The following is a 24,425-nucleotide window of genomic DNA, read 5'->3' as shown; positions in this document are numbered from 1 at the left end:
GGTTGCGAAAGTGGCTTTCGCAACGGCCGGATGAGCGCTGAAGGCCACCGAAACGCCCCCTCCACACGCCATTCGTTCACCCATTCGGCTCAGCCGGCCAAAATAGATGGGAAAACCACCCCCGAAACCGCGTAAGAGCGGCGGCCCTGCCGACTTTCATACACGTGAGCGCGCTCGTCCCTGGTTTTGTCACATGGGACGGGCGGTGGAGAAGGTTGGCAAGGCAGGGGATGGGGAGTGCTGATCGACGCTGAGAGCTATCAGCGGATACTCGGAGACGAGCTCCGCAAGCTCCGCCGTAAACGTGGCTGGACACGCAAGGAACTGAACCAGCATCTGCAGAGCGAGATCTCGCTCCAGACGCTGGCCACCTACGAGCTGGGCACCCGGCACTGTTCCGTGGTGCGGCTGGTCGAACTGTGCGTCGCGATGGACGAGCTGCCACAGGATCTGCTGGCCAAGGTGCACCGCCGGGTGTTCGTGGACGAACCGGGCCGGGTGCGGATCGACCTGCGCCTGGTGATCAAGGACGAGCAGCAGGAACTGCTCCCGCTGCGACGGTGGGCCGACGACCGGCTCAAGAGATCGAGTGACAACGGCTCGGCCGAGGTCCACCTCGATTTCGCGGCGCTGGAACGGATGGCCGAACTCTGCGGCATCCCCACCGTCGATCTCATCGGAAGGCTTCGCCGGCTCAACCCCTCATGAGCGCGGCGTTCCCCGGTCCGTGAAGGCCATGCCCCCCATCTTGGCTTTCACGGACCCTCCCCCTTTCCTCAGCCGAGGAGTTCGTAGTCCTCGCGGCGCACCTTGCGGGTGTCGAGCCAGTACCGCCAGGTGAAGCCCGGCCAGATCGTGCGGTTGACGCCCTTCGCGTCGAGATACCAGCTCTTGCAGCCGCCCTGGGTCCAGATGCCCTTGGCGAGTTTGCGCTGGATCTCACCGTTGAAGCGCTCCTGCGCCTCCGGCCGCGGGTCGAGCGCCTTGCCGCGCGCGAGCCGTAGCGCCTGCGCGACGTACGAGATCTGCGCCTCGATCATGAACACCACGGAGTTGTGCCCCAGCCCCGTGTTCGGGCCGAGCAGGAAGAACAGGTTCGGGAACCCGGACACGGTGATTCCCTGGTAGGTCCGCATCCCCTCGGTCGCCCACTCCTTGCCGAGGTTGCGCCCGTCGCGGCCGATGATCTCCAGGTCGTCGAAGGCGTCGGTGACGTGGAATCCGGTGCCGTAGATGATCGCGTCGACCTCGTGCTCGACGCCGGCGCCGTCGACGACGCTGTGCTCACGGACCTCTTTCACGCCGTCGGTGACGACGTCGACGTTGTCCCGGGCGAGCGCCGGGTAGTAGTCGTTGGAGACCAGGACCCGCTTGCAGCCCATGGTGTAGTCCGGCGTCAGCTTCCGGCGCAGCTCGGGATCCTTGACGCTCTTGAAGATGTTGCGCTTCGCGATGCGCTGGCCGATCTTCATCACCCACGGCTGCCCGTTGAAGCCGATCGCGCGGGCTTCGAGGCCCCAGTAGAGAACGTCGCGGAAAGCGCGCTGCAGCAGTGGCACCGAGCTGAACGTCTTCCGCAGTGCTTGGGGCATCTCGCGGTCCGGCTTCGGCATGATCCACGGCGGCGTCCGCTGGAAGAGGGTCAGTTCGGAGACGTCCTTCGCGATCTGAGGCACGAACTGGATCGCGCTCGCGCCGGTGCCGACCACGGCGACCCGTTTGCCGGTGAGGTCGTAGTCGTGCTCCCACTGCGCGGAGTGGAACGCCCGGCCCTTGAAGCGCTCGATGCCGGGCAGTTTCGGGATCTGCGGCAGATGCAGCGCGCCGACGCCGGCGACCAACGCCGGCGCGACGAACTCGTCGCCCGGCTTCGAGGCGACGTGCCAGCGGTTCTCATCGGCGTCCCAGCGGGCGCCGGTCATCTCCTGGCCGAAGCGGATGAAGCGGTGCAGGTCGTACTTCGCGGCGACGTCGCGCATGTACTGCCAGATCTCGGGCTGCGGCGAGTACGCGCGGGACCAGCCGGGGTTCTGCTCGAACGAGAACGAGTACATATGCGAGGGGATGTCGCAGGCGCAGCCGGGGTAGGTGTTGTCGCGCCACGTGCCGCCCACGTCGTCGGCCTTCTCCAGGATGACGAAGTCCTCGCGGCCCTCTTTCCGCAGCTGAATGGCCATACCCAACCCGGAGAAGCCGGTTCCGACGATGACGACACCGGTCTCGGTGCGGTTGCCCATGACCCCGACCTCTCGTTCGTATTACCTGTTACCGGGAGTTCACCTTACTTGAAGTAGGTTACCTTCGGTAGAGTGTTGTGGTGACGACGGCGAAGCGCAAACGCATGCCACGAGCAGAGCGGATGCGGCAAATGATCGAAATCGCTGAAGAAGTCTTCGCCGATCGCGGCTACAGCGCGGCGTCGATGGACGACATCGCGGAACGCGTCGGGGTCTCCAAGCCGATGCTCTACGAGTACTTCAACTCGAAAGAGGGGCTCCTGCTCGCCTGCATCCAGCAGTCGCGGGCAGCCCTGCGCGAGGTCACCGAACGGGCGACCGTCGGCGCGACCTCGGCCGAGGACGCGCTGCGGCGCGGACTGCTCGCGTTCTTCGTCTTCATCCGGGAACGGCGACAGGCCTGGTCACTGCTCCGCCACGAGATGGCGCTGATCGGGACCGGGGCCGCCGACGAGATCGAGCAGACCCGCCGCCAGCAGACCGACCTGATCGCCGCGCTGATGAGCGACCACCTCGACCAGGCCGACGACCTCCGCGCCGAGGCGTCCGCGGAGTTCGTCGTCGGAGCGTGCGAACGGCTCGCGATCTGGTGTGAACGACACGAGGACCTCAGCCCTGAAACGGCGACCGGATACGCGATGGACATCCTCTGGTCGGGCCTGTCGGCGAGGGCCCGCTGAAACGACTGTGAAGATGCTCGTGCATTAGGCCATTCGGTCGTCACTCAGAGCACATTGCCGCCAGTGTCTTGTGACACAGAGTTGTCCTACTGTATCGATGACACTGTAGAAAGTCTGATGGACAGTCGCGGCCTCCGTCAGGAGGGGGCGCCACCACCCGAAAGTGGCGTCATGACGGCGGCGTGACGAAGTCCATTGAGTGACGCATGCTCGCGAGGAGAGGGGTGAGGCGGATGACCGAACCGATCACCGCGTCGTACGTCCAAGAGGACGACGACTGGAAGGTCACGGTCAGCGGCTCCGGTAAGGAACTGACCGGTCGCGCGCCGGGCATCATCGCGGCACGGGACCGGGCCGACCAGCTGGTCGAGAAACTGTCCCCGCCGGAACATTCGACCGTGGTGCACCTGCTGAACGGCAGCGCGCTCGAGTTCACCGCCGCCTACATGACGGCGAGGCTGACGCTCCCGGAGATCGAACCGCTCGAGGTTCCCCCGCCGGCGAACGGCAAGGCCAAGGAGAAGACCGGCGGCAAGCCTCCGGTGCCCCAGGGCAAGGAACTCCCGAAGGCCGTCGACGAGGCGAAGTCCAAGGAGAAGTCCGAGCCTGCCAAGACACCCGCCAAGGCGGCCCAGACCTCCTGAGACCTACTTCAGGAGTTTGCGGATCAGCAGGACGCCGATCAGCACGGCCCCGCCGATGAGCGGGTACTTAACCTTGGGCTCGTCCAGCTTCGCGCGCAGACCGGTCTTCGCGGAATCCACCAGCTTCGCGGGGTTCGCCTTCGTGCCCAGCTGGTCGAGCGTGGCGACCAGCGCGTTCCTGGCCTGCTCGATCTCACGCTCGATGGTCTCGGGATCGCGAGCCACGTGTCCTCCTCGCCGCGACGGACTTGCTGGTAGCCCACGTTAGAGGACGGCACCCCTCACCGTGGCACCGGCCACGCCGAGAAACGTCGAACGTGTCGCACGCTACGATTTCGGGGCAGCACTGGGGGCCCGTAGCCCAATTGGCAGAGGCACACGGTTTAGGTCCGTGCCAGTGAGAGTTCGAGTCTCTCCGGGCCCACCCAACCTGCTCGAGACGCGTGGCCTCAGCGTGCGGTGGCTACCCGGCGGGCTTCTTCGACCAGCGTCTGAGCCGCCCGGCCCGCACGCTTGAACTCGTCCACCGTGGCCGGAGTGTGGCTGTAACCCGCCTTGGTCTTCAGCTTGAGCAGGGTTCTCAAGTGCTTCGCGATTTCCTTGTCGGCCTGAGCCAGCAAGCTGATCGCTTCGTCGTGGTTCTCGCCCTGTGCGTGTTCGCCCAGCCTGGCACAGCAAATGACGTCGGACGCCGCGATGCCGGCGTGAACACACAAGGTGACGTACGCGTCGGCGATGTCCTCGTGCTCGTCGGCGAGTTCGCGGATCATGTCCGCCGCCTCGTTGAACTGGGTCGCCTTGTGCATGCGACCTCGTTGAACGCTCGCGTCGCATCTTCTGATCCGCACGTCAGCCTTTTCTCTTTCGCAGATGACCGGTCAGCCATGCCCGGCTGCCGGCCACGGTCAGTCCGTCTCGTGCCACATCGCGCAGAACAGCCTCGTCGTACGCGCTGCCGACGAGTTCGGCTTCGGTGAACTCCAGAGGACGGGTGTCGTTGCCGGTCCAGCGGGTCACCTCGACCGCCAGTTCATCGACCTGCGCCTCCCAACGGTCGTCGTCGGCGTCATCTGGCCGGATCAGCAGCAGATCAAGGTCGCTGTCCTCCGTCATCTCGCCGCGTGCCACCGAGCCGAAGACCGCGGCGTACACCGGCGGGACCTGCCAGGACTCCAGTCGATCCTCGATGCGCTCCAGAAGCGTCTTCTGAATCCGGGCGAGCCCGATGATGTGTTCCGCCGCGAGATGGTCACGGTTGAGCCGGTACGCGAAGGCGTTGCCGACTCGGTCGGACTCGACGACACCCTGTTTCGTCAGGCGCCGCAGCACTTTGCGGATGCCCTCCTCCGAATGCCGGGCCAGCAGGCGATGCAACTGCCCGGTCGTGAAGATGCCGTCGTGGCCGGCGAGGACGGCGAGCACGTCGCCGTCGACCGTGGGGGTGACCGTCATCAACGGCCTGCTCAAGTCCACTTGCCTGACTCCAAGACAACTATAGTGCCGGAATACCAACTATAGTACATGTACCTGTCTTATAGTAAAGGCACCGGGCGAGCTCGCTTGAGGCACGTGAAAGCCATCATCGTGAGTGGTCAGGACGGTTAGAACCTTCCTGACCACTCACGAGACCCGGATATCAGCGCACCCGGTCGTAGACCAGCGCCATCTCCCCCAGCTCCCCGACCTCCTGATAAGCCAACGCCCACCTCGACGCCGGCAGGCCGTCGACGAACAGCCGCTGCCCGCCGCCGGTGATCTCCGGGCAGATCATCAGGTACAGCCGGTCGATCAGGTCGTCCGCGAGCAGGGCCTTGATGACGCTGGCGCTGCTGTTGACCAGGATGTCGCCTTCCCCGTCCGCCTTGAGGTCGGCGATGACCTCGGCGGCAGGGGCGTTCACGACGCGGGCGCGGTCCCAGGGCGCTTCGGTCAGCGTGGTCGAGAAGACCACCTTCTCGGCGTCTACCAGCCATTTCGCGTACGCGCGGTCGCGGGGGTCGGCGTTCCCGTCGGCGGCGATGGTCGGCCAGAAGCCCAGGAAGCCCTCGGCGTTCAGCCTGCCGAGCACCGCGGTGGTCGCCGTCTCGTGGATGCGGCCGAGGTGGGCGCGGGCGACGTCGGTGGTGGCGTACGAGACGATCGCGCCCATGTCGCCGGGGCCGCCGGGGCCGCTGTAGTGGCCGTCGAGGGTGAGGCTGATGTTGGCGGTGACGCGGCGGCCGGTGTGGTTCGTCATGTCGTTCAGTCCTTTTCCTGGGTCAGCGTTGTCGCGAGGTTGTCGAGCACCTGGCCCCAGCCGGTTTCGATGCCGGCGATGAAGGGGACGGCCTCGACGGTGGTTTCGGTGATGCGCAGGTCGAGCCGGAGCCGGGTCCCGCCCGGCGCCTCGGTGAAGTGCAGGTCGTAATGACCGGTGAAGAAGGTGTCCCCCTTGGGGTCCAGCACCGAGAGGTCGAACTCGAGGTGTTCGGGTTCGGTCGCGGCGCGGACCTCCCCCGCGGACCGGTAGCGCCCTTCCGCGTCGCGGTAGTCGAGCACGGCACGGCCACCGGTCCACGGCTCGATGACGCAGTCGGTCACGGTCATCGAGGGCGGCGCCCACCAGGACGCGAGCAGCGCGGGCTCCGTCCAGTGCCGCCAGACGTCGTTCCGCGACGCGGCGAGCAGACGGTCGAACGAGAACGCCCGCCCGTCCGCCCACCGGTCCCGCTTCGCGGCCTCGGTGTCCGCGCCGATCGCGGCCTGATAGCGCGTGAGGACGTCGCGCTCACCCGCGTTCGCCTCGATGGTCGTGCTCAGCGTCCGCAGCCGCCCTTCGAGGTCCTTCAGCGGGCCCGCTTCGACCGCGTAGACGCGACGCTGCCCGAGCGGGAACACCGTCACGAGCCCGACGCGGGCGAGGGTCTGCAGGTGCTTGGTGGTCTGCGGTTGCCGCAGGCCGGTCAGCTCGGCGAGCTCACCGACGGACCGGGGCCGCTCGGCGAGAAGCTCGACGAGGCGCCACCTCGCTCCGTCTCCCAGTGCTGCTGCGATCTGCTCCATGCCGAGAAGTATTCACTCAGCAGAATATTCTTGTCAAGGAATATCTTGGCGGCGGAACTCCAGCAGGCTGCGCTGCTCGGTCAGGGTGGTGACGGAGTCGAAGACCAGGCCGTGCGCGGCGGCGAGCTCGCGAAGCTCGTCGAGACGTCGCTCGCGGCCGCCGTAGAGCACGAGCATGACCAGGTCCCACTCGGTCTGCGCCCCGAGCCCGCCGACCGCCTCGATGACGAGGACCCGGCTTCCGGCGCCGGCCGCCTCGGCGCAGCGGGCCAGGATGCGATGGGCGTGCTCGTCGTCCCAGTCGTGGAGGATGTCGGACAGCAGGTAGGCGTCCGCCCCGGCCGGAAGCGGATCGAAGAAGCTGCCCGCGCTCACCTCGACCCGGTCTCCGAGCCCTTGCTCGCGCAGTTCCATTTCGGCGGCGGCCGCGGTGGGCGCGAGATCGACCAGGTGACCGCGCATCGAGGGGTTGGCCTTCAAGATCGCGGCGAGCAGGCTGCCGTGACCCCCGCCGACGTCGACGAGCGTGCCGAAGCGCGACCAGTCGAACCCGGTGACGAACCGCGGCACCTGCGTCAGGTACCGCTGGGTCATCTGCCGGTCGAACGTCTCCCGGAGATGAGGATTCTCGGCGAGATCGGTCCAGAAGTCCTGGCCGTAGCGGCGGACGTAGCCCGCCTCGCCGGTGGCGACGCTGTGCGCGAGTTCGACGAACGCCAGTTCGCCCCGCCCGCCGGCGGCGTTGATGTCCAGCAGCCCGGCGAGACCGTTGCCCGCGTCGGCGCGGAGTTTCGCCCCGTACTCGGTGGTGCGGTAGCCGGCCGACGTCCGTTCGAGGACACCGAGTGTGGTCAGATGCCCCAGCAGCAGATCGAGCGCGAGCGGGGATTGGCCGAGTTCCGACGCCAGGTCCATGGCGGCCGCGCCGTCGCCGGACAACCGGTCCGGCAGTCCCAGTGTCACGGCGACGCGCAGTGCCATCGGCGTCGCGAGACCGGCCAGCCGGAGGAATTCCTGCCTGTCCTTGTCATGAGTGGTCACGACTGACCACTGTGGCAGCGCGGTCAACCGACTTACGGCACCAACGTCCTGCCGGTGAGGGCAGCGTTCTCCACGGCCTCGACGTAACTTCGCGCGACGTCGGCCGCCGGGGTGCCGCCTTCCGGTTCACCGAGCGCCGCGAGCGTTTCGCGCACCCAGCCGGGGCTGACGGCGTTGACGCGGAGTCCGCGCGGCAGTTCACGGGCCGCCGCGGCGACGAAGGCTTCGAGACCGGCGTTGGTCAGGACGCCGAAAGCGCTGCCGCGCAACGTTTCCGGGATCCGGCCCGCGGTCAGCGTGACCGATCCGCCGTCCGGCAGATGCGGGATCGCGTGCCGGAGCAGGAACACCTGCCCGAGCAGTTTCCCTTGCAGGCCTTGGGTGAACTCTTCGTCAGCGCCGCCGTCGACCAGGGCAAGCGAGCCGCTTCCCGCACAGCACACGACGTGCTCGATACCCGGCTCGGCGGCGAAGAGGGCGTCGACAGTAGCGGGCTCTTCGACGTCCACTTTGACGTCGCCCGAGCGCGAAGCGGCGAGCACCGTGTGCCCGCGCACGGTGAGGGCCGACGAGACCGCGGCCCCGATCGTCCCGGTGGCACCGACCACGAGGATCTTCATCGGCGTCTTTCCTTTCAAGGTCGCACAAGAGGTTCTGTTTCGTAGGCGCGGTGCAGCGTCTCGACGAACGACGGCGCTTCCGGCAGCGGCGCCGGGCCGATCCGGTGCACCGCGATCCCCGGCGTCCACGAGTTCATGACCACCGCGCCCGCGAGCCCCGGCAGGTCGGCGAGCGTGACCTCCTGGACCCGTTGCGGCACACCGAGTGCTGCCAGCCGTCGCCGGACGATGCCCATCGTGGTCCCCTCCAGCAAATCGGCGTCGGGCCACACCACCGTATCGGCGTCGGAGAAGGCGAGGTTCCAGATCGTCGCCTCGCTCAGCCTGCCCCGGCGATCGACGAACGCCGCGTCGTCGCATCCTTCGGCGACGGCCCGCCGCCGGAAGTAGGTCTTCGCCATCTCGCCGGTGTGTTTGAGGGCGGGCAGGAGGCGCTCGTGGGCGACGGCCGTCAGCGCCAGCGGACCGGCCGGACCCGAAGCCGGAGGCCGGGTGCGCACCAGGACTTCGAGGTCACCCGGCAGGTGGATCGTCACGGTGAGGGAGACGTCGGCGGGTCCGGACTTCAGCGCCTCGCGCACGTACGAGCGGATCCGGTCGTCCGGCAGGGCGTCGCCGAACAGTTCCAGCGAAGCGGTCCGGAGCCGATCCAGATGCAGGTCGAGACCGCGGACCCGGCCGTCACGCACCTGCATGGCCGTGAAGTGGGCGAAGCCGGCGAAGGCGAGTGGCGCCAAGTCTTCGGCGGTCGCCGTCCGGCCGTTCCGCTGCGCGACATAGGGACTCATGACCGCACCGTAAACCGGTTGCGGCCGCCGTGCCCCGAAGCGAGGATCCGGCGGGTGCCCGCATCGCGTTCGGAGCTGTCCCGCTGGCAGTTCGATCTGACCTGGTCCTTGTTCGAGTATCACCTCGCCGACCTGACGTCGGAGGACTTCTTCTGGGAGCCCACGTCCCACTGCTGGACGATACGGCCGGACGGCACGCCCGACTGGGCCGACACCGAACCCGACCCCGTCCCGGTCCCCACGATCGCCTGGCTCACCTGGCATATCGGCTGGTGGTGGAGCGTGGCGCTGGACCACGCAAACGGGCGAACTCCGCGCGAGCGCACGGAAATCGCCTGGCCCGGCGCGGGAACCGCCATCGCCTGGCTTGGCGGCCTTCGCGCGGAATGGCTGGACCGCTTGACCGACGCCGACTTCGACGCGCCCTCCGCGTACCCGTTCGGCGAGGAAGCCGGGCTGACCTTCGCCCACACCGTCGCTTGGGTGAACGCCGAACTGATGAAGAACGTGTCGGAGATCGGGCAGCTCAGGATACAGCGGCGCGCGGCGTGATGCCGGGAAGGGAACTCGATCTGGGCGCGGTGCGCGCATTCGTCGCGGTGGCCGAGGACCGGTACTTCAGCGAGGCCGCGATCCGGCTGGACATGAGCCAGCAGGCGGTCTCCAAACGCGTCGCGAAGCTCGAGAGCGATCTCGGCGTGCGACTGCTGTCGCGAACGCGCGGAGGCGCCGAGCCGACCGAAGACGGCGAGGAGTTCCTCAAACACGCCCGGGCGCTCATCAGCCTCGCCGACCAAGCCGTCGAGCGTCTTCAGGGCAGGCGACGTCCCCTGCGCGTCGACGTCCTCGGCACGCGGTTGGCGACCATGGAGGTCATCCGCGCCTTTCATGCCGACCACGACGACGAACTGGAACTCGTCACGCCAGGGTTGGGCGCGGTACGCCGGTCGATGCTGCCCGAGTCCGTCGACGCCGCGTTCGCCCGCGTCAGCACGGCGCCGTCCCCGGGGATCGGCCGCACGCCCGCCTATCTGGAACCGGCGAACCTGCTGGTCGGGCGGCGGCATCCGCTCGCACGGCGGCGAAAGGTGGCGATGGCGGAGCTCGAAGGCCTGACCGCCTGGATGCCCTACAACGCGCGCGCCAGCGAATGGGCGGAGTTCTGGGCGGAACTGTGCCCGGCGTTCGGCATCCTGGTCGACACCGACGGCCCGAACTACGGACTGGAACACCACATCGAGGTACTCGGCGGGTCGAAGGACCGGCTGGGTTTCGTCGGCGCGAAAATGCACGTGCCCTGGCATCCGGACGTCGTCCAGATCCCGCTCGTCGACCCAACGCCGGTGTACCCGTTCTCGCTGCTGTGGCGGCACGACAACCGGCATCCCACGCTGCCGCTGCTGATCGAGCACGTCCGCTCCGCGTACCGGCCCTTCGATCCGGAGCGGCAGTGGCTCCCGGTGTCCGATCGGGAGGCCATGACCCGTGTGCACGATGCGCGAGGGTCCCGCGGTACGGAAAAGTGAGCCCATGGGGCTGATCGGCGCGAGCGTGACCCGGCAGGAGGACGTCCGCCTGCTGACCGGGCGGGCGCGGTACATCGACGACGTACGGCTGCCGGGAATGCTGGAGGCCGCCGTCCTCCGCAGTCCCCTGCCGCACGCGCGGATCCTGCGCGTCGACACCACTGCGGCGGAAGCCCATCCCGGCGTGTACGCCGTGATCACCGGCGAGGACGTCCGGGCGATCACGAAGACACCCCAACCGGTGATCTGGTCGAATCTGCCGGACATGCGGACGCCCGAGACCCACGCCCTGGCCATCGGCAAGGTGCGCTACCACGGCCAAGGCGTCGCGGCCGTCGCGGCGAAGGACCGGGCGACCGCCGAGGACGCGCTGGAACTGATCGAGGTCGAGTACGAGGAACTCCCCGCCGCCGGCACTCTCGAACAGGCTCTCGCGGACGACGCGCCGAGGCTCTACGAGGACTGGCCGGACAACATCGCCGGCACCGGGACCATCCCGATGGGTGACGTGGTCACCGCGTTCGCCGAAGCCGACGTCGTGCTCACCGAGTCGTTCCGGTTCGCCCGCCAGATGGGCACGCCGATCGAAACGCGGGGTGTGGTGGCGACCTGGGACCCGTTCACCGACCGGCTCGACGTCTGGCTCGCCACGCAGGCGCCCAACCTCGCGCGTGAACTGTTCGGCGAGGTCTTCGGGCTCTCGATGGACCGGATCCGCGTGCGCACGCCCGACGTCGGCGGCGGCTTCGGGAACAAGTTCGACTTCTACGCCGAGGAAGTCGTCGCGGCGATCCTCTCGCGGCGCACCGGGAAACCGGTCAAGCTCATCGAGGACCGAGCGGAGAGCTTCGTCGCCAACGCGCACTCGCGCGAGCAGAAGATCGACGTCGAACTCGCGGCCAAGGACGACGGCACGATCACCGGCCTGCGCGCCACCGTGTACGGCGTCCTCGGCGGCGTCCTCGGGTCCGTCGGCGCCAGCCCGTGCTGGACGACGACCGCCCTGCTGACCGGGCCGTACGCCATCCCGAACGCGGAACTCACCCTCGTCGCCGTGATGACGAACCGGTCGCCGTACGGCTCGTTCCGCGGTTACGGCCTGCCGAAGGCGAACTTCGTGCACGAACACCTGGTGGAGCAGCTGGCGAGACGGCTCGGCATGGACGCGCATGCCGTGCGGCGCAAGAACTTCATCCCACCGGAAGCGTTTCCGTATCAGGGGCCGGTGTTCGTCTACGACAGCGGCCGTTACGAGGACTGCCTGGATCTTTGTTTGAAGGCCGTCGAGGACGCGGGCTGGGCGGAACGTCGTGGCGACGGTGTCGGTATCGGGTACGCGTTCCACAACGAACTGACCGGTTTCGGGCCGAGCCGGATCATCAACCTCGCCGGATTGGGGCATTCCGGGTTCGACGAGGAGGTCGTGCGGGTCGACTCGACCGGCCACGTGACCGTCCACACCGGACTGTCCGCGATCGGGCAGGGCATCCACACGACGCTGGCGCAGGTGGCCGCGCATACGCTCGGCGTCCCGCTCGACCACGTCACCGTGCTCTCCGGGGACACCCAAAGCTGTCCGTACACCGGCTACGGCACGGCGGCGAGCCGAGGGGCGGCCGTCGGTGGCGCGGCCGTGCTGAACGCGTCGACCCGGCTGCGGGCGAAGATCCTGCGGGTGGCCGGGCACATCCTGGAGGCATCCCCCGATGATCTGTCCATTCAGGACGGTGTCGTCGCGGTGAAAGGCGTACCCGGCAGGCAGGTCACCCTCGCCGCGATCGGCGACGCGGCGTACCGGCGGCTGAACGGCGTCTGGCCCGAGGACGAGACGCCGACGCTGGAGGAACGCGAGGTCTACGACCCGGTCAACGTCGCGACCTCGTTCGGCTGCACCGCCGTCCTCGCCGAAGTCGACAAGGAAACCGGCGTCGTGACGCTCCTGGACTACCTGATCGCGCACGACTGCGGCACTGTCATCAATCCGACGATCGTGGACGGGCAGCTGCACGGCGGCGCGGCGCAGGCGATCGGCGGGGCGCTGTACGAGGAACTGGTCTACGGCGCCGACGGCCGGATGGAGACCACGTCGTTCACCGGGTATCTGCTGCCGACCGCGACCGAGATCCCGCCGTTCTCGGTGTCGCATATGACGACTCCCGCCGAGCACGTTCCCGGCGGGTTCAAGGGAATGGGGGAAGCGGGCGTGATCGGCGGCGGCGCGGCGATCGCGCACGCCGTCGAGGACGCGCTGCGCGAACACGACGTGGACATCACCTCGCTGCCGATCACGCCGCCACGGGTGCTGGCCGCGCTGAAGCGGGGAGCGGCCCGGTGAAGGCCGCGCCGTTCGAGTACTTGCGGGCTACGTCGCTCGACGAGGCCATCGAAGCCCTGGGCACCCCGGACGCGCGGGCGCTGGCAGGTGGGCAAAGCCTCGTGCCGTTGCTGAACCTGCGTCAAGCACGCCCGTCGCTGGTGGTCGACATCAACCGCCTCGACGAACTTTCCTTCCTGCGCAAGGAGAACGGACGGCTGGAGATCGGCGCGCTCACCCGGCACCGCGCGGTCGAGACGTCCGCCGTCGTCCGGTCCGAAATCCCCCTGCTCGCCGAGGCGCTCGGCCACGTGGGGCACGTCGCCATCCGGAACCGGGGCACGATCGGCGGCAGTCTCGCGCACGCCGATCCGGCCGCGGAACTGCCCGCGGTGATGGTCGCGCTCGACGCCGATTTCACCGTCCGCGGCGCTTCCGGCGAACGGACCGTCGCGGCACGGGACTTCTTCCTCGGCCCGCATCGGACGGCGTTGGGCCGGGGCGAGTTGCTGACGCGGATTTCGGTGCCGTCGCATCGAGGCGGCTGGGCCGTCGAAGAACTGAGCAGGCGGAGTCGCGATCTCGCGCTGGTCGCCGTCTTCGCGACCGTGACGATCGCCGGTGAGGTCTGCGAATCCGCGCGGATCGCCGTCGCGGGCGCAGGTCCGGCACCGATCCGGGCCACTGCCGCCGAAGAGTCGCTCACCGGCGGGCCCATGACCGACGACGCGATCACTCTCGCCGCGGATCTCACCGCCGCGGCGACCGATCCGCCCGGCGATCTCCACGCCCCAGCCGACTACCGGCGCGAGATGGCCGCGGTGCTCACCCGGCGGGCGCTCAGGCGAGCCAAGGAGGGCGCATGATCACGGTCACCCTGACGGTGAACGGCCGGACCTACCGCGCGGACTGCGAACCACGGCGGACGCTGGCCGATTTCCTGCGCCACGACCTGGGTTTCACCGGGGTGCACGTCGGCTGCGAACACGGCGTCTGCGGCTCGTGCACGATCACCCTCGACGGGGCGAGCGCGCGTGCGTGCTGCCTGCTGGCGGTGCAGGTGGACGGGTCGGAGATCGTCACGGTCGAGGGGTTGGCGTCGGACGGCGAACTGCATCCGCTGCAGGAGTCGTTCCGGAAGCACCATGGGCTGCAGTGCGGCTTCTGCACGCCAGGGATGCTGGCGACGGCGACCGAACTGCTGAAGGAGAACCCGGACCCGACGGACGCCGAGATCCGGCAGGCGATCTCGGGGAATCTGTGCCGGTGCACGGGATACCAGTTCATCGTGGACGCCGTCCGGGACGCGGCCCGGTGAGGGATCACCACTCGTCGTGGATGTGCCGCCGCAGCTCCGCGGCGGAACGCCTGGGGAGGGAGAGAAGCACGCCTTCGAGCATTTCCCTCGCCTGCCAGGGATCGCCGCAACACTCCCAGACGCCGCAGCCTTCGCTGTCGACCCGGAGGCGCCGGTACGGGTCCGCGATGAACTCTCGCCAGAGGCGAAGTGCGGTCCGGACCGCGCCTGGCCCGAGGTAGTTGCGGGAACGTTCGAGCCGCGAGATCCGGGCGGCGAGCACGGGCGAAAACTCCTGCCGGACCAGAGCGGGCGCCTTACGCGGCATCGGCCTTTCGGAAGCTCGTCATGCGCTCATCATGACATGAAGGCCCCCTTCCTGTACCTAGGCGCAAGGAAGGGGGCCTTCATGTACTCCGCGCTCAGCCGACGATGTCGATCTCGAACTCCATGTTCGAGCTGTATTCGAAGTCGGCCCACACCGCGCCCGGCAGGTGGTACCGCCGGTGCGAAACCGTCTTCGGGTTGAATCCGGGCGTCTGCAAGGGATTACCGCCGACGCCGACCTTGTCGCTGCCCCAGGCGTAGATGTTGCCCTGCCATACGGGCGCGTCGGTGATGCCGTCCCCGTCGACACGCGGGCGGACGATGATCGCGGCCGTCTCACTGCCGGAGAGGAACAGCCGCACGGAGGTGGTCGAGGGACTGGCCGGAATGGTCCTGCGTTCCATGAGTTCTGTCGTCGCCTTCCGCTTCGGGGCGGCGCCGCCGCCGGTCAAGTGGGCGTTCGTGTAGGACTCGTTGAGATCGACACCGCTCGCGCGGATACCGGGGATCTGGCCGGCGTCCGAATACTGGTGGACGTCGTAGCGGCCGGCGGCCGGATCGGGTTTCGCGCCGTAGCGCGCGATCCAAATGACGAGATCCAGTACGCCGAACTGGTCGGGACGCAGCATCTTGGCGAGCGAGTTGTTCATGTAGATGCCCGGCCGGAAGCCGTGCCCGGCCACGCGGTTGCAGAATCTGATCGAGAAGTCCCGCTTGCGCGAGTCGGGGATGTTCGGCGTTCCCGAACCCGGCGGGTTGTCCTCGAGATCGAGCATCGGGACACATCCGGTCGCCCCGAGTCGCCGGACCTCCCCGATCAGCACGTCCGCCTGCGCCTCCGGCGAAGGACTCGCCTGGGCGTAGTGATATCCCCCCACCGGGATTCCCACGGATCTCGCCCCTGCCACCAACGCGTCGCCGGTGTTGCGGCCGCCGTTCGGGAGTCCTCCGCCGTCGCTGAGCTTGACGAAGACGAACGTCACGCCGTGGTCCTTGACGGCCTGCCAATTGGTAACGGATTGAAAGCGACTGTAGATATCTATTCCCAGCGCCATCGTTACAGCCTGACGGGTGAACCAGTTGGACAAAAGGGCCTAGTGGGCGATAACTGGTTCGCCCGATTCGCCCTTTCGGGCGGCCCCTCCGTGGCTGACGCGGCTCACCCATGCCCGTACTGTGACCACCATGGCGTCTCGAAGCCCCTTTCGCTGGCTGACCCGGTGGGCGGACTGGTTCGAAGAGCGCGGCGTCTACGTCCCGGGCGAGGAGAGCCGGGCGGTCGATCCGATGCGCGATTTCGGCTGGCTGATCGTGGCCTGGGTGTCCGGTCTGGCGATCTTCATCCTGTTCTTCGCCTTCGCCGTCTGACCCGTCGCGGATGTGCCATCGAGGTGACGGCTGTCACTAGCCGTACCCTTCCGATCACGGATCGGCCACGGCTGTACACCAGGTGCGCCTCAACCCGGCCGTGCCGCTCCTCTCGGCTGCAGGAGACCGTCACTCTGGACTCTTCGGCACTAATACCTACCTCGAACGGCCCACCCGCACCTCCGACTGGAGTAACCGCACATGGCGCCCCCGCGCACCCCGAAGCTCTTCATCGCCGCCTGCTCGCTGATGCTGGCGGCCGCGTGCGGGGTCCCGGCACCGGAAAAAGGTGCCGCCGTGCTCGGCGCGGACGCCCCCGCGCAGGGTTTGGCCGCGACGCACGCGGAAGGCGACCTGGCGTTCGGCGCCCCGCACCGGTTCGCGACCGGCGTCACGATCTCCGTTTCCGCGCCGAAGTCGTTCCGCCCCGGCGCGTCGGCGTATCCGCAGAGCCCGCGCGCGGTGGCCTTCGGCATCGAGGTGACGAACGCGGGCGACGGCACGTACCGGCTCTCCGGGCTGTCCGTGACCGGTGAGGTCGACGGGGAGACCGCGGCGGTCAAACAGGTCGTCGACCCGGTGCAGGGCTACAACGGCGTCGCGGATGCCGGCAAGGACGTCGCGCCCGGCCGGTCGGTCCACCTGAACCTGGCGTTCGCCGTTCCGGACAGGCCGGTGAAGCTGCGCCTGCAGGTGCGGCCGAGCCCGTCGGAGCCCGTCGCCGCGAAGTACTGCGGAAAGGTCTGACGCCGCCGGTTTCGCTACCGTGTGCGTCATGACCGAGCAGCGACTTTCCCCCGGCGACAAAGCGCCCGACTTCACCCTCCCCGACAGCGAGGGCAACGACGTCAAGCTCAGCGACTTCCGCGGCAAGTCGGTCGTCGTGTACTTCTACCCGAACGCCGGCACGCCGGGCTGCACGAAGCAGGCCTGCGACTTCCGGGACAGCCTCGCGCAACTCAACGACGCCGGCTACCAGGTGCTCGGCATCTCGCCCGACAAGCCCGCGAAGCTGGCGAAGTTCGTCGAGGCGGAAGGACTGACGTTCCCGCTGCTCTCCGACGCGGAGAAGACGGCCCTGAAGGCGTACAGCGCCTTCGGCGAGAAGAAGAACTACGGCAGGGTCTACGAGGGCGTCATCCGCTCGACGTTCGTCGTCGACCCTGAGGGCAAGATCGCGGTGGCGCAGTACAACGTGCGGGCTACCGGGCACGTCGCGAAGCTGCTGCGGGACCTCTCGCTCGCGTGAGCCTCGTGAGTGGCGTTTCGGGTTCTAACCCGAAACGCCACTCACGACCAACTCAACCCGCCAGCTTCCGCAGCTCCCCCACCAACGCCCGCAACGCCTTCCCCCGGTGCGAAGCTTCGTCCTTTTCGGACGGTTCCAGCTCCGCCGAGGTCCGCGTCCCCCCTTCGGGCACGAAGATCGGGTCGTAGCCGAATCCGTTGGCACCGCGGCGTTCCCGGATCAGCGAGCCTCGCCATTCCCCGCGCACCACGGTTTCGTCGCCGCCGGGGACGACCAGCGCGGCCGCGCAGACGAAGGCCGCGCCCATCCGCTCGTCGGGCGTGTCGGACAGCTGTGCCAGCACGAGATCCAGGTTCGCCTCGTCGTCGCCGTGCTTGCCCGACCAGCGCGCCGAGAGCACGCCCGGCATACCGTTGAGCGCGTCGACGGTGATACCCGAATCGTCGGCGATGGCCGGGAGACCGGTCGCGGCGGCCGCGTCCTGGGCCTTCGCGAGCGCGTTGCCTTCGAAGTCCGGAGCGGTTTCGGGTGCTTCGGGGAACTCGGGGACGTCGGCGAGGCCGATGACCTCGACGCCCTCGATCCCCTCCGCCACCAGGATGCGCCGGAGCTCGCCGAGCTTCTTCGCGTTACGGGTGGCGAGGAGCAGCTTGGTCACTTGGCGCCCTTCTTCTTGTCGGGGCGCGGCTCGGGGAGTTCGCCGGGGTACGGCAACGCGAGCGCTTCGGTCTGCAGACGGGTCAGTTCCTCGCAGCCCGCCAGCGCCACGTCCAGCATGGTGTCCAAAGTGGACCGTGCGAAGGTCGCGCCCTCGCCGGTGCCCTGCACCTCGATCAGGGTGCCCGCGTCGGTGGCGACGACGTTCATGTCGACCTCCGCGCGCGAGTCCTCTTCGTAGGGCAGGTCGAGGCGCACCCGGCCGTCGACGACGCCCACGCTCACCGCGGCCACCGAAGACGAAAGCGGCTGCGGGTCGGCGAGGCGGCCCGCCGCGCCGAGCCAGGTGACGGCGTCGGCGAGCGCGACGTAGCCGCCGGTCACCGCGGCCGTGCGGGTGCCGCCGTCGGCCTGGATGACGTCGCAGTCGATGACGATCGTGTTCTCCCCCAACGCCGCCAGGTCGATGCAGGCGCGCAGGGACCGGCCGATCAGCCGGGAGATCTCGTGCGTGCGGCCGCCGACGCGGCCCTTGATGGATTCGCGGTCGCTGCGGGTGTTGGTCGCCGACGGCAGCATCGCGTACTCGGCGGTGACCCAGCCGAGGCCGGAACCGGCCCGCCAGCGGGGGACGCCTTCGGTGACGCTCGCCGCGCACAGCACCCGGGTGTCGCCGAATTCGATCAACACCGATCCCGCGGGCCACCGCTGAAAACCGCGGGTGATCTTGATGTCGCGAAGCTGGTCGTCGTTCCTGCCGTCTTTTCTCGCCACGGCCGCCACTCTAGAACCCCGCGTCAGAGGTCGTAGACGGCGCCCTGCTCGACCAGCTCGGCCGCGGGGAACGCGACGGCCGCCTCGGCGAGGACGGCGTCCCGGTCGGTCCAGGGCGCGACGTGGGTGAGCAGCAGCCGCCCCGCCCCGGCCTTGCGTCCCAGCTCGCCCGCCTCCTTGCCGGACAGATGGACGCCGGCGGGCCGGTCGGGCGAATCGGTCCACGACGCTTCGGACAGCAGGACGTCGACGCCACAGGCGAGATCGGTCAGGGTGTCGCAGACGCCCGTGTCGCCGGTGTACGCGAAGGTCTTGCCGCCGTACGCGAACCGCAGGCCGAACGCCGGGGTCGGATGGTCGACGGGGACCGCGGTGACCTCGAACGGCCCGATCTCCATGGGCTCCGACCGCAGTGCCTCGAAGGCGAAGACGTCGGAAAGATCGGTGGTCGCCCGCTCGCCCTCGTTCGCGGCGTACGCGTGGGCGAGCCGCTCGTGCACGTCCGACGGCCCGTACACCGGGAGCCGCCGCGGCCTCGCCGGATACGGCAGCGCCGGGTGGTAGCGGCGCAGCACGGTGAGCGCGCTGACGTCGGCGCAATGATCGGGGTGGAGGTGCGAAAGGATCAACGCGTCCAGGTCGAACGGGTCGCGCAGGGCCTGCAGCCTGGCGAGCGTCCCGTTGCCGAGTTCGAGCCCCAGGACGAACCCGTCCGCCTCGAGCAGATAGCCGGACGCGGCGGCGTCAGGCCCGGGGATGCTGCCTGAGCAGCCGAGGATCGTGAGACGCACTGTGACACCTTAAGCACGGAATCGGCGATTTACGCGCTGGTGGGAGCCAGCACACCCGGAGCGAAGCCCATGAACCGCTGAGCGAGTCTGGTGAACGGCTCGGCGGATCCGGTGGCGACGAACTCGTGCCGCGGCGGGGTGTCGCGCTCGGCGAGGAGATCGGCCTCGGTGAGGACGCGCACGAGGTCACGCGCGGTCTCCTCGGCGCTGGACACCAGCGTGACGTCCTGGCCCATGACGATCTGCAGCACCCCGGAGAGCAACGGGTAGTGCGTGCAGCCCATGACCAGCGTGTCGACCTGCGCGTCCAGCAGTGGTTCCAGATAGCCCTGCGCGAGCCCGAGCACCTGACGGCCGGTGGTGATCCCGCGTTCGACGAAGTCCACGAACCGCGGGCACGCGACGCTGGTGATCTCGACGTCCTGCGCGGCGTTGAAGGCGTCGTCGTAGGCGCGGGACCGGACGGTGCCCTCGGTGCCGATCACGCCGATACGCCCGGAACGCGTGGCGGACACGGCCCGGCGCGCGGCCGGGAGGACGACCTCGATCACGGGGACGTCGTAGCGCTCCCTCGCGTCGCGAAGGCAGGCGGCCGAGGCGGTGTTGCAGGCGATGACCAGCGCCTTCACCCCGCCTTCGACGATGTCGTCCAGCGCTTCCAGCGCGTACTGGCGTGCCGTCGCGATGGGAAGCGGACCGTACGGGTTGCGGGCGGTGTCGCCGACGTAGCGCAGCTGCTCACCGGGCAGCTGCTCCAGGATCGCCCTGGCGACGGTGAGCCCGCCCACTCCGGAATCGAAGACGCCGATCGGGGCGTCGGCGCTCGGCTTGGTCACACGGCGAGGCTACCGGGGCCCGCCGCTTTCTTGGCCTGGGACCTGTCGGCCCGCGCCATCAACCAGGCCGCGAACACCCCGGAAAGCGCGCCGAACAGGTGCCCCTGCCAGGAGATGCCCGTGTCACCAGGAAGCAGTCCCCAGAGCATCCCGCTCCAGATGCCCAGCAGCACCACGGCCACCAGGATCTGCCCGACGGCGCGGTTGAAAATGCCCCTGACCAGCAGGAACGCGAGCCAGCCGAACGCGACGCCGGACGCTCCGACGGTCACCGTGCCGCTCGGCGCGATCAGCCAGACGCCGAGGCCGGAGAGCACCCAGATGATCGCCGTGACCAGCACCCATCGGCCGATACCCGCGGACATCGCGAGGAAGGCGAACACCAGCACCGGGACGGTGTTGGAGAACAGGTGCCCCCAGCCCGCGTGCAGCAGTGGCGCCCAGAGCACGCCGTCGAGATCGGAGACCTCACGGGCGACGATGCCCCCGCTCTGATCGAGGTCGAGGGGCAGCACGACGTCGACCAGCTCGACCAGGTAGAGCAGCGCGGTGAAGGCGAGCGCCACGATCGCGGCGGCCCTCGGGTTCGGCGGCAGGACGCGTTTGGCCGGATCCGTACCGGACGACTCGCTCGCCGGGACCGGCTGGGGAGGCAATGTGGTCACCTCCCCAGGCTACGACGCGGATCGGCGGGATCGCCTCCGTGAGAACCCTGATTTGTCGGTGGTGCCCGCTACGGTCGATCACATGGGGTTCCCTTCTTCCGAGCACGTCGACGTGCCCGCCTACCTCGCGCGACTCGGCCTCGAGCACGAGCCGCCGAGCCTCGACGCCCTTTTCCGCCTGCACGCGGCCCATGTGGAGCGCGTGCCGTACGAAGATTTCGAAGTCCAGCTCGGCCGGCTGACCTCGCTGGACCCGGCGGTGTCGTTCGGCCGGATCGCCGCCGGCCGCGGTGGCTACTGCTATCACCTCAACGGCGCGTTCTCGGCCCTGCTGGGGGCGCTCGGTTACCAGGTCACCCGGCATCCGAGCGGAGCGCAGATGCCGGGCGGGGAGGCGGGCATCCACCTCAACCACCTGGCCCTGACGGTGACCGGGCTGCCGGAGACGCCCGAAGTCGGCTGGCTGGTCGACGTAGGGCTCGGGGACGGCATCCACGAGCCGCTCCCGCTGCGTGAGGGCGAGTACAAACAGGGTCCGCTGGTGTTCCGGATCCGGCGCTCGGAGATCACGCCCGGCGGCTGGCGGTTCGACCACGACCCGCAGGGCAGTTTCGTCGGGATGGATTTCGCGCCGGAGACGGCCGTGATGGCCGACTTCGCCGAGAAGCACGTCGAGCTGTCGACGGCGGAGGATTCCGGCTTCGTCCGCACGCTGGTGCTGCAACGGCGCGACGCCGACGGCGTGGACTCGCTGCGCGCGCTGACCTTGACCGGTCTGCCGGGCGGTAAGACCGTGCTGGACTCACCGGCCGAGTGGTGGACGGCCATCGAGGACGTCTTCGGCGTGCCTCGCGGCGGATTCACCGCTGAAGAACAGGACAGGCTGTGGCGGCAGGCCGTCGCCCAGCACGAACGTCACACCACGGGAGGGAGTGAGGCCTTGCCCAGCGCGTAGTCCACGGCCGCTTCGGCGTGCAGCCTCGTCGTGGGGAACGTGGGCACCGTGCTGTCTTCCGGACCGACGAGCAGTTCGATCTCCGTGCAGCCGTAGATCACACCTTCCGCGCCCGCTTCCACGAGCCTCGCGATGACCTCGCGGTACCGCTCACGGGATTCCTCGGTGACCACGCCGTGGACGAGTTCGTCGTAGATGACCCGGTGCACCGTCTCGCGGTCGTCCTCGTCCGGCACGAGCACGTCGAGGCCGTGCGCGGCGAGGCGTTCGCGGTAGAACGGCTGGGCCATGGTGAAACCGGTGCCCAGCAGCCCGACGCGCTTGATGCCTGCGGCCTTGATGGCGACGGCAGTGGTGTCGGCGAGATGCAGGAGCGGGACGCCCAGACCGTCGGTGAGCCGGTCGGCGACCTTGTGCATCGTGTTGGTGCAGAGGACGACGAAATCCGCTCCGGCGGCTTCGAGAGCGCGTGCGGCGCGGTTCAGTTCCCGTCCGGCTTCATCCCAACGGCCGTCGGCCTGCATCGCCTCGATTTCGGCGAAGTCCACGGAGTACAGCACGGTGCGCGCGGAGTGGTACCCGCCGCGCAGCTCACGGACGCGCTCGTTCACCAGCCGGTAGTACTCGGCCGACGATTCCCAGCTCATCCCGCCCAGCAACCCGATGACCTTCATGGCCACCATCGTGCCAGCGCCGGACCGCCTCGCTCCCCAAATGTCATGAAAGGGTCGTTCAGGACGTTTTTCGTCCTGAACGACCCTTTCATGACATCCGGCTGCCCCGTCCCGAACGCTATGAAAGGTCCTTTCCTTGCAAAATTTGCAAGGAAAGGACCTTTCATAGCGCGCGCAGAGGGGGTCAGGCCCAGAGCTGCCCGTCGAGCCTTTGAGCCGCTTCGTCGAGCGAGCCGGAGTACGCGCCCGTCGAGAGGTACTTCCACCCCGCGTCGGCGACCACGAAGGCCACGTCGGCGGGCTTCCCCGCGGCGGCGGCCTTCTCGGCGACGGCCAGCGCGGCGTGCAGTACGGCACCGGTCGAGATCCCCGCGAAGATGCCTTCGTGCTCCAGCAGTTCACGTGTCCGGCGAAGCGCGTCGTACGCGCCGACGGAGTACCGGCCGTTGAGCACGCTGGCGTCGTAAAGCTCCGGGACGAAGCCCTCGTCGAGGTTCCGCAGGCCATAGACCAGCTCGCCGTAGCGCGGTTCGGCCGCGATGATCTGCACGTCCGGCTTCGCCTCGTGCAGGTAGCGCCCGACGCCGACCAGCGTGCCGGTGGTGCCGAGGCCGCCGACGAAATGCGTCAGCGTCGGCAGGTCCTTGAGCAGTTCGGGCCCGGTGCCGCGATAGTGCGCGTCGGCGTTGGCCGGGTTGCCGTACTGGTAGAGCATCACCCAGTCCGGGTTGGCCTCGGCGAGCTCCTTCGCCCGGCGCACGGCCTCGTTCGACCCGCCGGCGGCCGGGGAGAAGACGATCCGCGCGCCGTACGCCTGCAGCAGCTGCTTGCGCTCGGTCGAGGTGTTCTCCGGCATCACGCACACCAGGCCGTAGCCCTTGAGCTTCGCGGCCATGGCGAGCGCGATCCCGGTGTTGCCCGACGTCGGCTCCAGGATCGTGGAGCCGCGCCGGAGCGTGCCTTCACGCTCGGCGGCCTCGATCATCGCCAGCGCGGGGCGATCCTTGATCGAACCGGTCGGGTTGCGGTCCTCCAGCTTCGCCCACAACCGCACGTCGTGGGTGGGCGAAAGCCGGGGAAGGCCGACCAGCGGGGTGCCGCCGAGCGCGTCGAGCAGCGACTCGAAGCGAGCCATCGATCAGCCACCGGCCACGGCGGGCAGGATGGTCAGGGTGTCGCCGTCCTTGACCTCCGCCTCGAGACCGCCGGAGAAGCGGACGTCCTCGTCGTTGACGTAGACGTTGACGAAGCGGTGCAGCTTCTCTTCCTTGACCAGGCGGGCCTTGAGGCCGCCGTGGCGGGACTCGATGTCGTCGATCACCTCGAGCACGGTCTTGCCGGTCGCCTCGACGGACTTCTCGCCGCCGGTGTGCGTACGCAGGATGGTCGGGATGGACACGGTCACGGCCATGGTTTTCTACCTCCGGTGGGTTCTCTGCAACGCAGACGTTCGGGCCGGTCCGGGTTATTCCCGGACGGGGCGGGTTCAGCCGATGATCTCGACGGGCTCCTCGGTGATCTCCCCGTCCACGATCCGGTACGACCGGAACTGATGCGAATCGGGGTCCTTGGTGGAAACGAGCACGTAGTGCGCGTCGGGTTCCGAGGCGTACGAGACATCGGTGCGGGACGGGTAGGCGTCGGTCGCGGTGTGCGAGTGGTAGATGACCACCGGCACCTCGTCGTTGGCGTCCATCTCGCGGTAGAGCTTGAGCAGATCACCCGAGTCGAATTCGTAGAACGTGGGCGAACGCGCCGCGTTCAGCATCGGGATGTACCGCTCGGGGCTGTCCGATCCCTCGGGACCGGCGATCACCCCGCACGCCTCATCGGGATGGTCACGACGGGCATGGGCGACGATCTCGTCGACGAGTTCACGGCGGATCCGGAGCACGTCGCCCATCTTAGGTGCTGGACAGAGCCGGTCCACACTCTGAGAT

At 68.6% G+C, this 24,425-nt stretch carries 32 protein-coding genes and 1 tRNA gene; 13 read left to right on the top strand and 20 right to left on the bottom strand.

Annotated features, from left to right (window positions below; all coding sequences use genetic code 11):
* Positions 1 to 237: 237 nt before the first annotated feature.
* Positions 238 to 708 carry a helix-turn-helix domain-containing protein gene (locus ACSMFO_RS34610; protein ID WP_038509035.1) on the top strand — a complete coding sequence of 157 codons (471 nt, stop codon included), beginning with the start codon at positions 238 to 240 and terminating at the stop codon, positions 706 to 708.
* 68 nt (positions 709 to 776) lie between these two features.
* On the opposite strand, the gene ACSMFO_RS34605 is transcribed toward ACSMFO_RS34610, so the two are convergent.
* A complete protein-coding gene (locus tag ACSMFO_RS34605; RefSeq protein ID WP_436461893.1) occupies positions 777 to 2,237 on the bottom strand; it encodes a flavin-containing monooxygenase in 1,461 nt (486 codons plus the stop codon).
* Positions 2,238 to 2,359: 122 nt separating this feature from the next.
* Here ACSMFO_RS34605 and ACSMFO_RS34600 point away from each other — a divergent pair, with 122 nt between their 5' ends.
* Together ACSMFO_RS34600 and ACSMFO_RS34595 are read left to right on the top strand one after the other, a co-directional pair.
* The gene (locus ACSMFO_RS34600) at positions 2,360 to 2,917 is read left to right on the top strand and encodes a TetR/AcrR family transcriptional regulator (RefSeq protein ID WP_436461906.1); all 558 of its coding nucleotides are present in this window, start codon (positions 2,360 to 2,362) and stop codon (positions 2,915 to 2,917) included.
* 233 nt (positions 2,918 to 3,150) lie between these two features.
* On the top strand, positions 3,151 to 3,561 hold the full coding sequence (locus ACSMFO_RS34595) for a hypothetical protein (RefSeq protein ID WP_174492001.1): 411 nt from the start codon (positions 3,151 to 3,153) through the stop codon (positions 3,559 to 3,561).
* Positions 3,562 to 3,564: 3 nt separating this feature from the next.
* On the opposite strand, the gene ACSMFO_RS34590 is transcribed toward ACSMFO_RS34595, so the two are convergent.
* Positions 3,565 to 3,786, bottom strand: a complete 222-nt coding sequence (locus tag ACSMFO_RS34590) for a DUF3618 domain-containing protein (protein WP_005165704.1) — start codon at positions 3,784 to 3,786, stop codon at positions 3,565 to 3,567.
* A 125-nt stretch (positions 3,787 to 3,911) separates the two neighbouring features.
* On the opposite strand from ACSMFO_RS34590, the gene ACSMFO_RS34585 reads away from it, so the two are divergent.
* Positions 3,912 to 3,985: transfer RNA gene (locus ACSMFO_RS34585), tRNA-Leu, on the top strand.
* Positions 3,986 to 4,010: 25 nt separating this feature from the next.
* Here the strand turns inward: ACSMFO_RS34585 and ACSMFO_RS34580 are convergent.
* From ACSMFO_RS34580 to ACSMFO_RS34550, 7 genes are all read right to left on the bottom strand, one after another.
* Positions 4,011 to 4,367 (bottom strand): hypothetical protein, encoded by a 357-nt coding sequence (locus ACSMFO_RS34580; RefSeq protein WP_436461892.1) that lies wholly within the window; start codon positions 4,365 to 4,367, stop codon positions 4,011 to 4,013.
* 43 nt (positions 4,368 to 4,410) lie between these two features.
* A complete protein-coding gene (locus tag ACSMFO_RS34575; protein WP_436461891.1) occupies positions 4,411 to 5,013 on the bottom strand; it encodes a nucleotidyltransferase domain-containing protein in 603 nt (200 codons plus the stop codon).
* Between the two features lie 184 nt (positions 5,014 to 5,197).
* Positions 5,198 to 5,797, bottom strand: a complete 600-nt coding sequence (locus tag ACSMFO_RS34570; RefSeq protein ID WP_436461890.1) for a dihydrofolate reductase family protein — start codon at positions 5,795 to 5,797, stop codon at positions 5,198 to 5,200.
* 5 nt (positions 5,798 to 5,802) lie between these two features.
* Positions 5,803 to 6,603 carry a metalloregulator ArsR/SmtB family transcription factor gene (locus ACSMFO_RS34565; RefSeq protein ID WP_436461889.1) on the bottom strand — a complete coding sequence of 267 codons (801 nt, stop codon included), beginning with the start codon at positions 6,601 to 6,603 and terminating at the stop codon, positions 5,803 to 5,805.
* A 33-nt stretch (positions 6,604 to 6,636) separates the two neighbouring features.
* A complete protein-coding gene (locus ACSMFO_RS34560) occupies positions 6,637 to 7,644 on the bottom strand; it encodes a methyltransferase (RefSeq protein WP_436461888.1) in 1,008 nt (335 codons plus the stop codon).
* A 32-nt stretch (positions 7,645 to 7,676) separates the two neighbouring features.
* Complete coding sequence (locus ACSMFO_RS34555) at positions 7,677 to 8,264, bottom strand: short chain dehydrogenase (protein WP_436461887.1); 588 nt, start codon at positions 8,262 to 8,264, stop codon at positions 7,677 to 7,679.
* 14 nt (positions 8,265 to 8,278) lie between these two features.
* Positions 8,279 to 9,052 (bottom strand): aminotransferase class IV family protein, encoded by a 774-nt coding sequence (locus ACSMFO_RS34550; RefSeq protein WP_436461886.1) that lies wholly within the window; start codon positions 9,050 to 9,052, stop codon positions 8,279 to 8,281.
* A 54-nt stretch (positions 9,053 to 9,106) separates the two neighbouring features.
* Here ACSMFO_RS34550 and ACSMFO_RS34545 point away from each other — a divergent pair, with 54 nt between their 5' ends.
* From ACSMFO_RS34545 to ACSMFO_RS34525, 5 genes are read left to right on the top strand one after another with little or no spacing between them, the layout of a single operon-like run.
* Positions 9,107 to 9,604, top strand: a complete 498-nt coding sequence (locus tag ACSMFO_RS34545; protein WP_436461885.1) for a DinB family protein — start codon at positions 9,107 to 9,109, stop codon at positions 9,602 to 9,604.
* On the top strand, positions 9,604 to 10,578 hold the full coding sequence (locus ACSMFO_RS34540) for a LysR family transcriptional regulator (protein WP_436461905.1): 975 nt from the start codon (positions 9,604 to 9,606) through the stop codon (positions 10,576 to 10,578). Before ACSMFO_RS34545 ends, ACSMFO_RS34540 begins: the two co-directional genes overlap by 1 nt.
* A 4-nt stretch (positions 10,579 to 10,582) precedes the next feature.
* Positions 10,583 to 12,913 (top strand): xanthine dehydrogenase family protein molybdopterin-binding subunit, encoded by a 2,331-nt coding sequence (locus tag ACSMFO_RS34535; protein WP_436461884.1) that lies wholly within the window; start codon positions 10,583 to 10,585, stop codon positions 12,911 to 12,913.
* Positions 12,910 to 13,758: an FAD binding domain-containing protein gene (locus ACSMFO_RS34530; protein WP_436461883.1), complete on the top strand. Its 849-nt coding sequence runs from the start codon at positions 12,910 to 12,912 to the stop codon at positions 13,756 to 13,758. Before ACSMFO_RS34535 ends, ACSMFO_RS34530 begins: the two co-directional genes overlap by 4 nt.
* Positions 13,755 to 14,210, top strand: a complete 456-nt coding sequence (locus tag ACSMFO_RS34525) for a (2Fe-2S)-binding protein (protein WP_038509022.1) — start codon at positions 13,755 to 13,757, stop codon at positions 14,208 to 14,210. Before ACSMFO_RS34530 ends, ACSMFO_RS34525 begins: the two co-directional genes overlap by 4 nt.
* Positions 14,211 to 14,214: 4 nt before the next feature.
* Here ACSMFO_RS34525 and ACSMFO_RS34520 read toward each other — a convergent pair whose 3' ends face one another.
* Entirely contained in the window at positions 14,215 to 14,517 is a 303-nt protein-coding gene (locus tag ACSMFO_RS34520) for a hypothetical protein (protein ID WP_436461882.1), read from the bottom strand.
* Positions 14,518 to 14,611: 94 nt separating this feature from the next.
* Positions 14,612 to 15,571: a glycoside hydrolase family 25 protein gene (locus tag ACSMFO_RS34515; protein WP_436461881.1), complete on the bottom strand. Its 960-nt coding sequence runs from the start codon at positions 15,569 to 15,571 to the stop codon at positions 14,612 to 14,614.
* A gap of 130 nt (positions 15,572 to 15,701) precedes the next feature.
* Between ACSMFO_RS34515 and ACSMFO_RS34510 the strand changes: the two genes are divergently transcribed.
* The 3 genes from ACSMFO_RS34510 (at position 15,702) to bcp (ending at position 17,133) form a co-directional block, all read left to right on the top strand.
* Complete coding sequence (locus tag ACSMFO_RS34510) at positions 15,702 to 15,884, top strand: hypothetical protein (RefSeq protein ID WP_007028251.1); 183 nt, start codon at positions 15,702 to 15,704, stop codon at positions 15,882 to 15,884.
* A gap of 201 nt (positions 15,885 to 16,085) precedes the next feature.
* Positions 16,086 to 16,631 carry a hypothetical protein gene (locus tag ACSMFO_RS34505; protein WP_436461880.1) on the top strand — a complete coding sequence of 182 codons (546 nt, stop codon included), beginning with the start codon at positions 16,086 to 16,088 and terminating at the stop codon, positions 16,629 to 16,631.
* A 28-nt stretch (positions 16,632 to 16,659) separates the two neighbouring features.
* Positions 16,660 to 17,133, top strand: a complete 474-nt coding sequence (bcp, locus tag ACSMFO_RS34500) for a thioredoxin-dependent thiol peroxidase (protein WP_436461879.1) — start codon at positions 16,660 to 16,662, stop codon at positions 17,131 to 17,133.
* Between the two features lie 52 nt (positions 17,134 to 17,185).
* Here the strand turns inward: bcp and rdgB are convergent, their stop codons facing one another.
* From rdgB to ACSMFO_RS34475, 5 genes are read right to left on the bottom strand one after another with little or no spacing between them, the layout of a single operon-like run.
* The gene (gene rdgB, locus ACSMFO_RS34495; protein WP_378429429.1) at positions 17,186 to 17,791 is read right to left on the bottom strand and encodes an RdgB/HAM1 family non-canonical purine NTP pyrophosphatase; all 606 of its coding nucleotides are present in this window, start codon (positions 17,789 to 17,791) and stop codon (positions 17,186 to 17,188) included.
* Positions 17,788 to 18,564: a ribonuclease PH gene (rph, locus tag ACSMFO_RS34490; RefSeq protein ID WP_037342521.1), complete on the bottom strand. Its 777-nt coding sequence runs from the start codon at positions 18,562 to 18,564 to the stop codon at positions 17,788 to 17,790. The genes rdgB and rph overlap by 4 nt, the downstream gene beginning before the upstream one ends.
* A gap of 23 nt (positions 18,565 to 18,587) precedes the next feature.
* On the bottom strand, positions 18,588 to 19,355 hold the full coding sequence (locus ACSMFO_RS34485; RefSeq protein ID WP_436461878.1) for an MBL fold metallo-hydrolase: 768 nt from the start codon (positions 19,353 to 19,355) through the stop codon (positions 18,588 to 18,590).
* 29 nt (positions 19,356 to 19,384) lie between these two features.
* A complete protein-coding gene (gene murI, locus ACSMFO_RS34480) occupies positions 19,385 to 20,191 on the bottom strand; it encodes a glutamate racemase (RefSeq protein WP_007028257.1) in 807 nt (268 codons plus the stop codon).
* Positions 20,188 to 20,856: a rhomboid family intramembrane serine protease gene (locus tag ACSMFO_RS34475; protein WP_038509017.1), complete on the bottom strand. Its 669-nt coding sequence runs from the start codon at positions 20,854 to 20,856 to the stop codon at positions 20,188 to 20,190. The genes murI and ACSMFO_RS34475 overlap by 4 nt, the downstream gene beginning before the upstream one ends.
* A gap of 82 nt (positions 20,857 to 20,938) precedes the next feature.
* Here ACSMFO_RS34475 and ACSMFO_RS34470 point away from each other — a divergent pair, with 82 nt between their 5' ends.
* Positions 20,939 to 21,811, top strand: coding sequence for an arylamine N-acetyltransferase family protein (locus ACSMFO_RS34470; protein ID WP_436461877.1), 873 nt, complete (start codon positions 20,939 to 20,941; stop codon positions 21,809 to 21,811).
* Here ACSMFO_RS34470 and ACSMFO_RS34465 read toward each other — a convergent pair.
* From ACSMFO_RS34465 to ACSMFO_RS34450, 4 genes are all read right to left on the bottom strand, one after another.
* Complete coding sequence (locus tag ACSMFO_RS34465) at positions 21,772 to 22,485, bottom strand: aspartate/glutamate racemase family protein (RefSeq protein ID WP_436461876.1); 714 nt, start codon at positions 22,483 to 22,485, stop codon at positions 21,772 to 21,774. The genes ACSMFO_RS34470 and ACSMFO_RS34465 overlap by 40 nt on opposite strands.
* 184 nt (positions 22,486 to 22,669) lie before the next feature.
* A complete protein-coding gene (locus ACSMFO_RS34460) occupies positions 22,670 to 23,620 on the bottom strand; it encodes a PLP-dependent cysteine synthase family protein (RefSeq protein WP_037341526.1) in 951 nt (316 codons plus the stop codon).
* Positions 23,621 to 23,623: 3 nt separating this feature from the next.
* Positions 23,624 to 23,896 (bottom strand): MoaD/ThiS family protein, encoded by a 273-nt coding sequence (locus ACSMFO_RS34455; RefSeq protein WP_005165659.1) that lies wholly within the window; start codon positions 23,894 to 23,896, stop codon positions 23,624 to 23,626.
* 75 nt (positions 23,897 to 23,971) lie between these two features.
* The gene (locus ACSMFO_RS34450; RefSeq protein ID WP_016336788.1) at positions 23,972 to 24,388 is read right to left on the bottom strand and encodes a Mov34/MPN/PAD-1 family protein; all 417 of its coding nucleotides are present in this window, start codon (positions 24,386 to 24,388) and stop codon (positions 23,972 to 23,974) included.
* Positions 24,389 to 24,425: the final 37 nt, after the last annotated feature.

It is taken from the genome of Amycolatopsis sp. w19 (assembly GCF_051373225.1).
GTDB lineage: Bacteria > Actinomycetota > Actinomycetes > Mycobacteriales > Pseudonocardiaceae > Amycolatopsis > Amycolatopsis japonica.
This window is presented reverse-complemented; position numbering and strand designations above follow the sequence as displayed.